Source organism: Polynucleobacter sp. MG-27-Goln-C1 (genome assembly GCF_018881905.1).
GTDB lineage: Bacteria > Pseudomonadota > Gammaproteobacteria > Burkholderiales > Burkholderiaceae > Polynucleobacter.
This window is the reverse complement of the sequence record NZ_JACVPM010000001.1, coordinates 269,025-282,440: the sequence shown is the minus strand read 5'-3', so window position 1 is coordinate 282,440 and position 13,416 is coordinate 269,025. Positions and strand designations below refer to the sequence as shown.

The following is a 13,416-nucleotide window of genomic DNA, read 5'->3' as shown; positions in this document are numbered from 1 at the left end:
GTATGAAATCTCTAGATTGATTGAGCGCAAGCAAAACCACTAGCCCAGGCCCACTGGAAGTTATGGCCCCCAAGGTGCCCGGTGACATCAACGCACTCGCCAATGAAATACAAACCAGATTGGTTTCGAGCCATCATGGTTTGTCCATCCAACTCTTTGGTGTCGACGCCACCCAACATCACTTCAGCCTTTTTCCAGCCTAGCGTTCCTGCGGGCTTTACCGACCAATTCGTGATGAGCTCTTTGAGGGCTTGACGATCTTTTTTAGAAACCTCAGCCCACTTTTTGCCTAAGAGATTTTTTTGCTCAGCAAATGCTTTTGCTAAACGTAGTGGCATCACCGAGGCCAAGATATTTTCAGTCAGTTTGAGGCGGTTATCTTCGTTATCAAACAGCTCATCGCAGGTAAATCGTCCATTGGCTTCAACTGCACCCAACCAATCAACATGAATGGCCTCACCCTCAGCCCAATAGCTGCTGGCCTGCAGGACTGCGGGGCCTGAAAGCCCTTTGTGCGTTAAGAGTAGGTCCTCATTAAAGCGACAAGCGCCATAACGATTGCCCTTCGATCCAGAGGCAATGCGCACTGGCAAGCTCAGACCAGACAACTCAATCAGATTATCGAACTCACCAGAAGTAAATGACAACGGCACCAATGCAGGACGTGGATCAACCACCTTTAATCCGAATTGCTTAGCAATATCCAAGGAATAAGCCGTTGCACCAATTGCGGGAACCGGTAAGCCGCCCGTTGCCATCACGATAGATTTTGATCGTTCAGTGCCAGCACTAGTCCTTACAATCCATGCGCCGGCTTCATTGGATATTGACTCCACCGTAATTGGGTGACAAATATCAACATGCCCCTTATCGCACTCCCCCAGCAACATCTCGATAATCTGCTTGGCAGAGTCATCGCAGAATAGCTGTCCTTGATGTTTCTCGTGATAAGCAATGCGATAAGACTGGACTAGCTTAATGAATTCTTTTGCGGGGTAACGAGCTAAAGCGCTTTTTACAAAGTTTGGATTTAAAGAGAGAAAATTAGCTGGGCTACTATGCAGATTGGTGAAGTTACATCGCCCCCCGCCACTGATGCGAATTTTTTCACATAAGACGTCAGCATGATCCAGCACTAATACTTTTTTACCGAGCTGACCAGCAACACCCGCACAAAATAATCCAGCTGCACCACCACCGATAATGATGGTATCCCAAGATTTAGTCATAACTTACTTAAAGCGCTCAATGACTTCGGACGGAAGCTTGAGTTTTTGCATATGCAATCGGGTATAGGCTTGACGGAAATTCTTGGTCATGGAGATCATGACAGATGCTGTCCAAGCAAACGCAAACATACCTGAGAAGGCAATAATGACCGCTAGCATCTTCCAGCCACTTGGCAGGAGGTCATCCATAAAGCCCATTGCGGTATAGGTGCTACCCGCAAATAAAATACTCTCTCCCAAATTCGGCAGAAGATTAAAGGCTCTTAGGGAAATTCCCCAGAGAATGATCTCAAAAATATGGATTAGAAATAAACACAACACGCTGACATAAAACACAAAAGCTACAGAAGAGTATTTATGCTCTGAAAGATATAGAAATGACTTCACCTCATAGCGCTTAGCAATCTGGAGCAAGGCCAAGCCATGCACCAGCATCACAACGAGAAGCATGGCAATACCAAACAAATAGGCTGGTAGATCCAGTTCGGAAGTGAGGGTGACGGTATTAGAGATAGCCATGGTGTGAGGGCCTATTTTACAGTTCTCGGGCAGATTTAGGCCAATTGATACCAGTCGCGGATCACCGTCCAAGCCTCTGGGGCGGTTTCTACAAAGTGGATTAAATTCATATCTACCTGGTCTATTACCCCATAGCTAAGCATCTGATTGAAGCTAATAACCTCTTGCCAGAATGTCTTTCCAACCAAAATGATTGGAAAGCGCTCTACCTTTTTGGTTTGCATCAAGGTTAAAACCTCAAACAACTCATCAAACGAGCCAAAGCCTCCTGGATAGGCAACTATCGCTCTCGCCCTGAGCATGAAATGCATTTTGCGGATAGCAAAATAGTGGAAGCGAAAACTCAAACCAGGCGTGAGATAGGGATTCGGCTGCTGCTCTCGCGGCAAACTGATATTAAAACCAATGCTCTGATCCCCAGCTTCAAAAGCACCGCGATTGGCAGCCTCCATAATTCCGGGGCCACCACCAGTAGCAATATGTAATTTATTTCGATCTTCAGATTGAGTGGCGTTATAACCCGCAACGATTGCTCCGAATTCTCTTGCGGAATCGTAGTACTTGCAGTGAAGCAATGCTTGTTTAGCCTCAGCTATGGCTTCTGGTGTTTTCGCATTCTTTTCTAACTCTTGCGCTTTTTCAGAGCTTACAAAGCGAGTTGAGCCAAAGACAGTGATCGTATGCTCAATGCCACGCTCATGTAAGAGTATTTCTGGCTTTAATAACTCCAACTGAAAGCGCAGACCTAAAGTTTCACGGCGAGATAAAAAGGCCTGATCATCAAAGGCAAATCGATAGGAGTCTTCAGAATTATCTTCCGCCATTTGGCTCTGATGAAGATTTAGAAAATCAGTAATTGTTTGAGAGTTATTTACGGGGAGATTTGGGCTCATATTTGCACCTTTGTTCCAAGCTTTAAAAATGGTCTACTTTGAATCTTGCCCATTATCGTTAAGCGGGTGATGCCGTGGGACGGGGCTTCAGAATCAGTATTACTACCTAGAATATTGCATTAATTTGGCATCTAGGGGCTTATTCGGATATACCAACAACGCTTCAGGCGTTAATATTAGAAGATATTAACCAAACCGAAGGAAATGCAATGAGCAACCGTTCAATCATCATCATGGTACTAGTATTAATTTCTGCTACAGCCTATTTACTCATCAAAGGCGATGGCGACGTTGATATGGGTGGCGAGAAGCATGGTGCTGAAGCTGCTCACATGGAAGATGCAAAGAAAGATGCCCCTGCAGCTCCAGTTGCTCCTGCAGCAGCGCCAGCAGCTGACGCTAAGAAGTAATCTCTCCTCGAGAAAAATAAGCCGCGGTTCGCCGCGGTTTTTTTATATCTTTTTTATTCACCCTCTTTTGCTAAGAACCTCTAAATCCATTGGAGAAGTAATGCTCCTCTGCCAGGTTCAGAGCGCTAAAGTAGCGGATTAAATATTAGCAAACATAGGTATGTAAGCGCTCTGGAATGATGACATTCTTCCACTCAAGCTCTTCCCGAATGGATTGAGCCAAGACAGCGGAAGCCTCTGGCTCTCCATGAACTACAAACACGGATTGCGGTGCAGATTGAAAACCCTGCAACCAATCCAACAGTCCAGCCTGATCTGCATGGGCTGATAATCCTCCAATTGTATGAATCGAAGCGCGAACCACAATCTCTTCACCAAAGAGGCGCACCTTAGCCGCCTTATCCACCAAGCGACGACCTAAGCTGCCATAAGCCTGAAATCCAGTAATCACAATTGCATTTTGTGCGCGCGGCAAATTAGCCTGCAGATGATGAACAATGCGCCCTGCGTCACACATACCGCTCGCTGAAATAATAATCGCCCCGCCCTTAACCTTATTCAAAGCCTTGGATTCTTCTACATCTGCTATAAATCTCAGATCCACCGCACCTGGGTTCTTTTTGAACCACTCAAAAGTTGACTGTGACTCTTTGTCTAACTGCGAAAAGAAATGCTGAGTCAAATGGGTGGCGGCGGTTGCCATTGGAGAGTCAACCCAGATACTGAGATGAGGCAATAAATTGCGCTTCACCAAATCAATCAGTAAAAATAAAATCTCTTGTGTGCGACCCACAGCAAATGCAGGGATCACAATATTGCCATGCGCACTCAAGGTGCTAGTTACGACATCAATTAATTCAGACTCGGTATCCGCTAAAGTTTTATGCAGTCGATCGCCATAGGTTGACTCCACTACCACTACATCTGCCTGCTCAATCCTAGTGGGATCGGGCATCAATAACTTACCCTTCATACCAATATCCCCAGAGAAAACACAGCGCTTTTTCTTGGCATGGTCTTCGCTAATATCGATCACGGCAATTGCCGACCCCAGAATATGGCCTGCGTTCAGAAACTCGAGATTAATACCTTGGCCAAGTTCTAATGTTTTTCCATAAGCAAGTATTTGGCATTGGGTAAGGGTAAGCTCAGCCTCCTCCATGGAGTACAAGGCCACTGGTAACTCACCGCGCCACTTACCCGCCTTTTGTCTACGCTCTGCCCGCTCTACATCCGAGTGCTGCAAATGCGCGCTATCGGGCAGCATAATTTTTAACAACTCAAATGTCGCCTCAGTGCAATAAATGGGGCCAGTGAAACCTTGGGCGCAGAGTCTGGGCAATAAACCACTATGGTCAATATGCGCATGCGTTAGGACGACGAAATCAATTTCCTTAGGAGGAAATGGTAAGGGCTCTAGATTCTTTGCGGTGGCCTCGCGCCCACCCTGAAACATCCCAAAGTCCACCATGAAGCGAACTTCACGCCCACCCACAAGGGCCTCAACAGAATGCCTTGAACCAGTAACCTCACCTGCAGCACCAAGAAATTGTATTTTCATTCTTAAAGGATACTCCCGATAAAATCCATTGTTAAGTCAGTCATTAGAGCGATACTATTCGAATGAATCCACCCACCGAACTGAGATCTCTCGAGTTAATCACTCGTCTTAAGCGAGCGCCCTCAGAGCATAAGGGGAATGCTGGCAAGGTGCTGCTAGTTGGTGGCGCACCTGGCATGGCTGGCGCCCTGATGCTATCTGGTAGCGCGGCACTTCACTTAGGAGCCGGCTGGACCATTCTGGAAATGCTCGATCCAACAGCTGCTCATGCCATGCCAGAACAGGCCGAGCTCATGGTTCGCTTAGCTAGCTTCAATGCCCAAGAACAATTAGAGGCTACCGCACCTGATGTGATTGCGATTGGACCAGGCTTAGGTTTTTCTGAGCTAGCTCGAGATTGGCTGGTAGCTGCACTGCGATATCCAAAAGTTCCCCTAGTCATCGATGCCGATGCACTCAATTTAATGGCTGATACCCCTGAATATTTAGATCTACTGAAGGAGCGAAATATAGCGCTTCCTGGTATGAGTATTCTGACCCCACACCCTGGTGAAGCCGCAAATCTTCTCAATACGACGGCTTCGGATGTACAAGCAAACCGCCTTGATGCGCTATCTGAGTTAGTGAGGCTCACCAACTCCATTGTTGTTCTCAAAGGCCAACATACGCTCATTGCCTCCCCTACTCATTTAGCAGTGCAATGCGCTGAAGGTAATCCCGGCATGGCCGTCGGCGGAATGGGCGACGTGTTAACCGGCACTATTGCAGCGATCGCTGCACAAGGACTGCATCACAATCTCAATCTGTGGGAAGCGGGCTGTATTGGGGTACAGCTCCATGCATCCGCTGCAGATAGTTTGGTAGCCAAGCAAATTGGTCCGATTGGGCTCACTCCATCAGAGGTCATTTTGGAGATGCGGAGTCTTCTAAATAAGCTGTTATAAAACAGCATGCAATCAGCTAGCGGAATTCTGCAACATCGTCGTTATGTGTACGGCCTCTTTATGGCCGGCTTGGGCTCAGTCCTGTTTTCCGGGAAAGCTATTCTGATCAAGCTTGCATTTGGCTATGGCGCAAATGCAGAGACTTTAATTGCCTTGCGGATGCTGATGGCCCTTCCCCTTTTTTGGGGGATCTATTGGTGGCAAGCACGTAGGCAGGCCATGAGCCCGCTATCCCGTAGGGATAAGGTAAAGATATTTGCCCTGGGATTTATGGGCTACTTTCTCTCAAGCTATCTAGACTTTCTGGGGCTGCAATATATTTCCGTTGGCTTAGAGCGAATTGTTCTTTACCTCACTCCAACCATCGTCTTATTGATTTCTTATTTTGTATTGAATAAATCCATTAGTCGCTTGCAATGGTATGCACTGATTGTTGGGTATCTTGGTGTGATTGTGGTGTTCGTTCAGGATGCCAGCTCTACTGGTTCTTTGGCTGTACTTGGCATGTTGCTAGTCTTTGCTAGCGCATGCTCATACGCAATTTACATGATTGGCTCCGGAGAAATGGTGAAGCGTGTGGGTAGCGTACGCTTAGTGGTCTACGCCAGTTCTGCATCTGCGCTTCTGAGTGTTATTCAAATTCTGATTTACGATCCCGCGGCTGTATTTGTACAGGTGCATCAGATCTATTGGCTCAGCCTACTCAATGCCAGTCTGTGCACTGTCATTCCAATGCTGTTAATCATGATTGCGATCAATCGCATCGGCTCACCCCTCGTTGCGCAAGCCGGAATACTGGGTCCCGTCTCAACACTGTTTATGGGCTGGCTCGTGTTATCCGAACCAATTACCTGGATTCAGGTTGGAGGAATGAGTTTGGTGATGGGAGCGATGTGGCTGCTGGTACGCAACAATGCGCCAGAAAAGCAAAAGGGGTTGAATTCCACAAAGCCCTTAGACCTTGAGGGATCCGACCCCCTAACTTAATTACTACGAATTTATTGCTGAGGAGCTGCTGCAGGCTCTTGTGCTGCTTTTGCTTTTTTCTTGGCTTTTTTCTTAGCTTTTTTCTCTGCTTTTTTATCTTTCTTGGCCTGCTTCTTAGACTTCTTAGCGGCCTTCTCTGGCTGAGCTGCAGGTGCTGGAGTAGCAGGCACTGCTGCAGGAGCCGCCGCTGGAGCAGGAGCTGGCGCTGGATCAGCTGCCATCACAGTTAGCGGTGATAAACCAATAGAGGCGGAAATGAGTGTGGCCAAAGTGAGTTTTGCAAAGCGAGTATTCATTTAAGACTCCATAAGGTTTGTGGATAATTTGATAATACTCAATTATTTGCCATTAATGCTTCATTTAACCAAGGCGTCCGCATGAACTCTTTTCCCGCTGATATCTATACAGAGCCCCAGGGATACTCAATTAACACCCTAGAAAACCTAGGTCCCCTTACCCGCCTTGCTGGGATCTGGGAAGGTCAACGGGGCTTGGACATTAAGCCCAAGGCCGAAGGTCCAAAGAAACAGGTTTATACCGAGCGTATTGAGATGCAGCCAATTGATCCGCAAACCAATGGGCCGCAGTTATTTTATGGCTTGCGCTATCACCTACACATCACCAAGCCAGAACAAGTCAAAACCTATCATGATCAAGTTGGCTATTGGCTTTGGGAGCCTGCGACCGGATCCATTGTTCATACCCTCACGATTCCTCGCGGCATGATCACGATGGCAACAGGTAAAGCCTCTGCTACCGCAACCCAATTTGAATGCGTTGCCAAAATCGATGATCCAACTGCTGGGATTTCTTCAAGCCCTTTCTTGGACTATGCATTTAAAACCATTGAGTACCGCATCATGGTAACCATATTGGAAGATGGCACTTGGTCTTACGAGCAAGACACAGTGATGATGATCAAAGGCCAGGATGCGCCCTTTCACCATCTCGATACCAATGTATTAACGAAGGTTGGAGAAGCAACCCCCAATCCTCTCGCGCTTGAGGCAATGAAAAAGCCGTCCTAAGACGGCTTTCTAATTACTCTTGTTTCTTACTCTTTTTTGCCGCTTAAGCTGGCTGCGCTTCAGTCTCAGTAATCTTTTCAAGAGCCGCTGCAAGATGACCAACAGTGCGATCAACATGAGCCAACTTCTCTAGACCAAATAAACCAATTCGGAAAGTGCGGAAGTCTGGGCGCTCATCACACTGCAGCGGTACACCAGCAGCAGTTTGCAAACCCAGCGCAATAAATTTCTTACCCGATTGAATTTCTGGATCCTTGGTGTAGCTCACTACCACGCCAGGAGACTGAAAGCCTTTTGCTGAAACCGAGTGATAGCCATTCGATACCAATAAAGCGCGAACCTTGTCACCTAACTCCTGTTGCTTCGCTTTCAGTGCGGCAAAGCCCAAGGCCTGAGTTTCTTTCATTACATTGCGCAAGATTTTGAGTGCATCCGTTGGCATGGTGGTGTGATACACGTGACCACCCTTTTCATAGGCTTCCATAATTTGGAGCCACTTCTTGAGGTCCATTGAGAAGCTGCTGCTTTGAGTGGATTCAATACGCTCGCGTGCTCTGTCGCCCATTGCAATCAAAGCGCAGCAAGGTGAACTGCTCCAGCCTTTTTGAGGTGCAGTAATCACCACGTCAACATTGCAAGCCTTCATATCGACCCACATTGCGCCTGAAGCGATGCAATCGAGCACAAACAAACCATTGACTGAACGAACAGCTTCACCAACTGCTTTGAGGTAGTCGTCCGGCAAAATAATTCCGGCAGAAGTTTCTACGTGAGGAGCGAAAACAACTGCTGGCTTTTCTTTCTTAATGAAGGCTACTACTTCTTCAATCGGCGCCGGAGCAAAAACACCCTGCGCAGTATCTTCTAACTGCTTACCTTTGATGACAGTAACGTCCTGAGTAATATTGGCCAGATCAAAAATCTGAGTCCAACGATAACTAAACCAACCGTTGCGTAATACAAGGCATTTTTCATTGTTAGCAAATTGGCGGGCAACTGCTTCCATACCGAAAGTGCCGCTACCCGGAACGATGACAGCCGAGCTAGCGTTATAAGCATCCTTCAGGACACTAGAAATATCCACCATGACTTTTTTGAATTCTTCAGACATGTGGTTCAGCGAGCGGTCTGTGTAAACAACCGAAAACTCTAATAAACCGTCCGGATCAACGTTTGGGAGTAAGCCTGGCATAGTAATTTCCTAGTAAATCGTGTGATTAGCCCTAAATGATACTGATTTAGCGCTGTTTGGGTACTCAGCCTCTGAAAACGGGCTTTTTAAGCAAATGAGGCGGGTTAGATGCCTTTTTTAGCCGTAGAGGAGACCAGTATTCCGATAACAATCAGGGCAAAAGCAAGGCCATGAAAAAGCTGGGGTGGATCGCCCAAAATAGCCGCTGAGAGTAATGCGGTGAATAAGGGAATGAGATTGGCAAAGAATGCCGCTACGGTTGGGCCGGCACCATTGACCCCCAAGCCCCAGCATCGATAAGCAATTAATGATGGTCCGATTGCTACAAAAATGATCAATGCCCCAGTCCAGTAATTAAGATCAATAAAGGCATGTCCCGTGGCAATCTCCGCACCCTCGAATAACATCGTCCACATAAAACCAATGAAGACCTGAGCCATTAAAAACTCAGCCCATGGCCATTGCCGCTCAGTGCTCTCCCCTGGGCGACTAATCATCCAGCTATAGAAAGCCCAAAGAATCGTGGCCAACATAATGAGTAAATCACCCATTACTACTTCCATGCTCAGCAAGCTAGTAGGTTCGCCACGCGTTAGGACAACAGTGACACCCACTAAAGAAACAACTGCACCTACCATCTGCAACAGCGTTGGCCTCACCTTATAAAAGACGGCGCCGATAAAGAGCATCCAAATCGGCATGCTGGCACCGATGAGCGTGACATTAATTGCGGTTGAGGTTTGTAAGGCAAGATAAAGCAACACGTTATAGCTACCCACACCCAAAAGGCCCAAGACCAAGAAGCGGCCTTTGTTTTGCCAGAGGGCGCTGCTCGGCTTGAACACTTTCCAACCTAAAGGGAGCAATATGAGAGCCGCCAGCCCCCACCGAACTGCACTTAAGGTGATTGGAGAAATACTTCCCACCAATACCCGCCCAGAGATCGCATTACCCGCCCAAAGCAAAGTAGCTAGCGTTAAATAAAAGACGGTCGACAGGGGAATTTGAGGCATTCAGATGGATTTAGGTGAATAAATGGGTATTTTGAGCCCCAAGAAGGGCTTTGCCTACGCATTGTAGAAACAAATTGCCTGGTATTGCTAAGATAGAGCTTAAATTAGCGCCAGACATCTGGCATTGGCAATATACAAAGGGGTTTTAGTGGCAATCATCACCAATATTGAAGATTTACGAGTTCTGCATCAAAAACGCACCCCTAAGATGTTCTATGACTATGCAGACTCCGGGTCATGGACTGAATCTACCTACCGAGCCAACGAATCCGATTTTCAGAAGATCAAACTGCGCCAGCGCGTTGCTGTAAATATGACCAACCGCACCACCAAAACAACCATGGTGGGTCAAGAGGTTGCAATGCCGGTAGCACTTGCGCCAACTGGTTTAACTGGCATGCAACACGCCGACGGTGAAATTTTGGCTGCCCGTGCAGCAGAAAAGTTTGGCGTTCCCTTCTGTTTATCCACTATGAGCATTTGCTCGATTGAAGATGTGGCAGAACGCACCACGAAACCGTTTTGGTTTCAGCTCTATGTCATGAAAGACCGTGGCTTTATTGAGCGTCTCATTGAACGCGCCAAAGCTGCCAAATGCTCTGCTCTAGTTCTTACTTTAGATTTGCAAATCTTAGGTCAGCGTCATAAAGATTTAAAAAATGGTCTATCTGCACCTCCTAAGCTAACCATTGCCAATATGATCAACATGATGACCAAGCCACGTTGGTGCATGGGCATGGCAATGACTCCTCGCAGAACCTTTCGCAATATTGTTGGTCACGCCACTGGTGTTGGCAATATGTCATCCCTCTCCTCTTGGACTGCTGAACAGTTTGATCCAGGCCTGAGTTGGGATGATGTGGAGTGGATCAAAAAACTCTGGGGTGGTAAGTTAATTATTAAAGGCATCCTGGATGAAGAGGATGCTCGCTTTGCTGCAAACTCTGGTGCAGATGCCTTAATTGTTTCCAATCATGGTGGTCGTCAATTAGATGGTGCCATCTCCAGCATCAAAGCTTTGCCTGGGATCGTCAATGCGGTTGGTAAAGATATTGAAGTTTGGATGGATGGCGGCATCCGGTCTGGACAAGACGTATTGAAAGCTTGGGCACTTGGTGCACGCGGTACGATGATTGGCCGCCCTTTCCTCTATGGCTTGGGTGCCATGGGCGAAGCTGGTGTTACCAAATGCCTTGAAATTATTCACAATGAATTGGATATCACGATGGCGTTTACAGGGCACCGTGACATTCAGAATGTGACTAAAGATATTTTGTATCCAGGAACTTTTTAATATTTCATACTTAGCCAACTCCCCTGAATTAGTATTTGCTATTTCCGCTGCAGCCCTTTCGGGCTCAGTGTGGTTTGGTAATGCCATCCTGAGTAAGTACCGCACCAAGGACACCGAGACCTCTACAGATTTAGGAATCATCCAGACCGCCACACTCACTCTGCTTGGTTTAATCATTGGTTTCACCTTCTCCATGGCCATTGCTCGATATGACTTAAGGCAGACTTATGAAGAGGCCGAAGCAAATGCCATTGGTACTGAGTTTTTAAGGGCGGATCTTTTGCCCAGCAAAACTGCAGAGTCCATCAAAGGATTGCTCAACGAATACTTGGATCAGCGTATCTTGTTCTACTCCAAGCAAGATCATGAGACTGCTAAGCAAATTACACAGCGTACGATTGCACTAGAAAACGCCATGTGGAATGAGCTACTCCCTGCTGCAAGAACACAATCAACCCCCACCATTGCTCTAGTGATTTCCGGCATGAATGATGTGATTAACTCGCAAGGCTACACTCAGGCTGCGTGGTGGAATCGCATCCCAACAGCTGCCTGGTGGCTAATGGCAGCAATCGCAATTGGTGCCAATATGTTGGTAGGCTTTGGCGCAAGAAACTTTAAGCGCAATGTTGGCCTGTTTATGATTTTTCCAATGATGATTGCCATCTCTTTCTTTTTGATTGCAGATATTGATAGTCCTCGTGGTGGCGTGATTCGCATCGATCCACGAAATTTGATTGATTTAAAACACAATATGAACACCGCGCATAGCTCGGCAGTCACCACAGGCGGTAAAAAATGAAGCGTGTTGTAGATGTATATAAAGATAGAGGCCGTGAATTGGTATGGACTTACGTTATTCACCTTGGCAATATTGAATTTCATCCAGCTCAAATTGATTTTGAGCAAGAGGCTCTTAGACTTTCTCAGATTGATAAGCGCGGAGCCCCAAATGAGCTGAGCGCTAGAGCCAGGCTTTCCGTTAGATAATTTTTACTTGAATTCCGATATATGAAACCCTTAACTAAAAAAGCCAAGATGGCTATTGGCTGGACTATCCTCATGACAGTCATCGGTACTGCCATGTTGCATCAATGGCAATTCTTCGCCATGGGTTGCGCATCAATTGCACTACTACTCGTTGCGAACCACTACGATCTATTGAAAGATCCTGAAGACAAAAAATAAGACCCCTATCTTTCGATAGAGGCCTTATCAATATTTTTGTAGATTAGAGCGTTGGGTAGTCGGTATACCCTACCTCCGCCCCGCCGTAGAACGTTGCACGGTTGTAAGCATTGAGTGCCGCACCTTGCTCGAAGCGCTCAGCTAAATCCGGGTTAGAAATATACAAACGACCATAAGCCACTGCATCAGCTAAACCGGCCTCAAGAACAGCCTCTCCCATGGCTTGGTCATATCCACCAGCACTAATAAATTTGCCTTTGTATGCATTTCGGAAAATCTCTGAAGTGATTGGGGCGCCCGCATCAATCTGATCATTACCGCCCGCAGTCGTTGAGCGCGGCTCAATCATGTGCACATAGGACAACTGGTAACCATTGAGCTTTTGAATTACGGCATTAAACAAAGCGATAGGATCACTATCAGCCATATCGTTAAAACTACCGTAAGGCGATAGGCGCACACCGATACGCTCGCTTGGGAATACCTTCGCAACCGACTCAATCACATCACCTAATAGGCGCACACGGTTTTCGATAGAGCCACCATACTCATCGGTGCGTTGATTGGTTTTATCTTGTAAAAATTGATCAAGCAAATAACCATTTGCAGAGTGAATTTCTACACCATCAAAACCTGCTGCTTTTGCATTAGCTGCAGCCAATTCAAAAGCCTTTAACAGGCGTGCAATGTCTTCGGTCGTCATTGCTTTAGGGGTTTCATAGTCATGTAACTTCCAATCAGCGCCGTAGGTTTGACCAGCGGGTGCAATAGCGGAAGGTGCTTCAGGAGCACCCTGCTCAGGATGCAATGAGGAATGAGAAATGCGGCCTACATGCCAGAGTTGAGCAACCATCTTGCCACCCTTGGCGTGAACAGCATTCACAATTTCTTTCCACGCAGCAGTTTGCTCAGCAGAATAAATTCCGGGGGTGCCTGGATAGCCTTTTCCGATTGGAGAAATTTGCGTTGCCTCGCTAATGATGAGGCCAGCACTTGCTCTTTGCTCATAATATGTTTTTGCCAAGGGGTTTGGCACATCCCCATCGATAGCGCGCATTCTAGTTAGCGGTGCCATCACCAAGCGATTCTTTAACTCAATAGAGCCAAGCTTGACGGGGGTAAACATGATTTCTTTTCCGGACATGAGACTCTTTCTTT

Annotated in this window: 16 protein-coding genes; 8 read left to right on the top strand and 8 right to left on the bottom strand. The window is 46.9% G+C overall.

What is annotated here, in order from left to right; translation table 11 throughout:
- Nucleotides 1–11: 11 nt before the first annotated feature.
- The 3 genes from ICN14_RS01460 to ICN14_RS01450 are packed head-to-tail and all read right to left on the bottom strand — an operon-like array spanning nucleotide 12 to nucleotide 2,641.
- Nucleotides 12–1,229, bottom strand: a complete 1,218-nt coding sequence (locus tag ICN14_RS01460) for an aminoacetone oxidase family FAD-binding enzyme (RefSeq protein ID WP_216224330.1) — start codon at nucleotides 1,227–1,229, stop codon at nucleotides 12–14.
- A gap of 3 nt (nucleotides 1,230–1,232) precedes the next feature.
- The gene (locus ICN14_RS01455) at nucleotides 1,233–1,748 is read right to left on the bottom strand and encodes a hypothetical protein (protein ID WP_216224328.1); all 516 of its coding nucleotides are present in this window, start codon (nucleotides 1,746–1,748) and stop codon (nucleotides 1,233–1,235) included.
- A gap of 35 nt (nucleotides 1,749–1,783) precedes the next feature.
- Entirely contained in the window at nucleotides 1,784–2,641 is an 858-nt protein-coding gene (locus ICN14_RS01450; RefSeq protein WP_216224325.1) for an LOG family protein, read from the bottom strand.
- A gap of 209 nt (nucleotides 2,642–2,850) precedes the next feature.
- Here ICN14_RS01450 and ICN14_RS01445 point away from each other — a divergent pair, with 209 nt between their 5' ends.
- Nucleotides 2,851–3,051, top strand: coding sequence for a hypothetical protein (locus ICN14_RS01445; protein ID WP_216224323.1), 201 nt, complete (start codon nucleotides 2,851–2,853; stop codon nucleotides 3,049–3,051).
- A 145-nt stretch (nucleotides 3,052–3,196) separates the two neighbouring features.
- Here the strand turns inward: ICN14_RS01445 and ICN14_RS01440 are convergent, their stop codons facing one another.
- Nucleotides 3,197–4,612, bottom strand: coding sequence for an MBL fold metallo-hydrolase RNA specificity domain-containing protein (locus tag ICN14_RS01440; protein WP_216224321.1), 1,416 nt, complete (start codon nucleotides 4,610–4,612; stop codon nucleotides 3,197–3,199).
- A 62-nt stretch (nucleotides 4,613–4,674) separates the two neighbouring features.
- On the opposite strand from ICN14_RS01440, the gene ICN14_RS01435 reads away from it, so the two are divergent.
- Together ICN14_RS01435 and ICN14_RS01430 are read left to right on the top strand one after the other, a co-directional pair.
- Complete coding sequence (locus ICN14_RS01435; protein ID WP_216224319.1) at nucleotides 4,675–5,556, top strand: NAD(P)H-hydrate dehydratase; 882 nt, start codon at nucleotides 4,675–4,677, stop codon at nucleotides 5,554–5,556.
- 6 nt (nucleotides 5,557–5,562) lie between these two features.
- Nucleotides 5,563–6,543 carry a DMT family transporter gene (locus tag ICN14_RS01430; RefSeq protein WP_216224317.1) on the top strand — a complete coding sequence of 327 codons (981 nt, stop codon included), beginning with the start codon at nucleotides 5,563–5,565 and terminating at the stop codon, nucleotides 6,541–6,543.
- Nucleotides 6,544–6,554: 11 nt separating this feature from the next.
- Here the strand turns inward: ICN14_RS01430 and ICN14_RS01425 are convergent, their stop codons facing one another.
- The gene (locus tag ICN14_RS01425; protein ID WP_216224315.1) at nucleotides 6,555–6,839 is read right to left on the bottom strand and encodes a protein tyrosine phosphatase; all 285 of its coding nucleotides are present in this window, start codon (nucleotides 6,837–6,839) and stop codon (nucleotides 6,555–6,557) included.
- A gap of 81 nt (nucleotides 6,840–6,920) precedes the next feature.
- On the opposite strand from ICN14_RS01425, the gene ICN14_RS01420 reads away from it, so the two are divergent.
- Complete coding sequence (locus ICN14_RS01420; RefSeq protein WP_216224313.1) at nucleotides 6,921–7,571, top strand: FABP family protein; 651 nt, start codon at nucleotides 6,921–6,923, stop codon at nucleotides 7,569–7,571.
- 43 nt (nucleotides 7,572–7,614) lie between these two features.
- Here ICN14_RS01420 and ICN14_RS01415 read toward each other — a convergent pair whose 3' ends face one another.
- Together ICN14_RS01415 and ICN14_RS01410 are read right to left on the bottom strand one after the other, a co-directional pair.
- Nucleotides 7,615–8,763: an aminotransferase class V-fold PLP-dependent enzyme gene (locus tag ICN14_RS01415; protein WP_216133639.1), complete on the bottom strand. Its 1,149-nt coding sequence runs from the start codon at nucleotides 8,761–8,763 to the stop codon at nucleotides 7,615–7,617.
- Between the two features lie 104 nt (nucleotides 8,764–8,867).
- Nucleotides 8,868–9,776, bottom strand: coding sequence for a DMT family transporter (locus tag ICN14_RS01410; RefSeq protein WP_216224311.1), 909 nt, complete (start codon nucleotides 9,774–9,776; stop codon nucleotides 8,868–8,870).
- A 148-nt stretch (nucleotides 9,777–9,924) separates the two neighbouring features.
- Between ICN14_RS01410 and ICN14_RS01405 the strand changes: the two genes are divergently transcribed.
- The 4 genes from ICN14_RS01405 (at nucleotide 9,925) to ICN14_RS01390 (ending at nucleotide 12,258) form a co-directional block, all read left to right on the top strand.
- Complete coding sequence (locus ICN14_RS01405; protein ID WP_216224309.1) at nucleotides 9,925–11,070, top strand: L-lactate dehydrogenase; 1,146 nt, start codon at nucleotides 9,925–9,927, stop codon at nucleotides 11,068–11,070.
- A 67-nt stretch (nucleotides 11,071–11,137) separates the two neighbouring features.
- Nucleotides 11,138–11,872, top strand: coding sequence for a hypothetical protein (locus ICN14_RS01400; protein ID WP_370624791.1), 735 nt, complete (start codon nucleotides 11,138–11,140; stop codon nucleotides 11,870–11,872).
- Nucleotides 11,869–12,060, top strand: a complete 192-nt coding sequence (locus tag ICN14_RS01395; protein WP_216180772.1) for a hypothetical protein — start codon at nucleotides 11,869–11,871, stop codon at nucleotides 12,058–12,060. Before ICN14_RS01400 ends, ICN14_RS01395 begins: the two co-directional genes overlap by 4 nt.
- A 21-nt stretch (nucleotides 12,061–12,081) precedes the next feature.
- Nucleotides 12,082–12,258 carry a hypothetical protein gene (locus tag ICN14_RS01390; protein ID WP_216224307.1) on the top strand — a complete coding sequence of 59 codons (177 nt, stop codon included), beginning with the start codon at nucleotides 12,082–12,084 and terminating at the stop codon, nucleotides 12,256–12,258.
- Between the two features lie 43 nt (nucleotides 12,259–12,301).
- On the opposite strand, the gene ICN14_RS01385 is transcribed toward ICN14_RS01390, so the two are convergent.
- Complete coding sequence (locus ICN14_RS01385) at nucleotides 12,302–13,402, bottom strand: alkene reductase (RefSeq protein WP_216224305.1); 1,101 nt, start codon at nucleotides 13,400–13,402, stop codon at nucleotides 12,302–12,304.
- Between the last annotated feature and the right edge of the window lie 14 nt (nucleotides 13,403–13,416).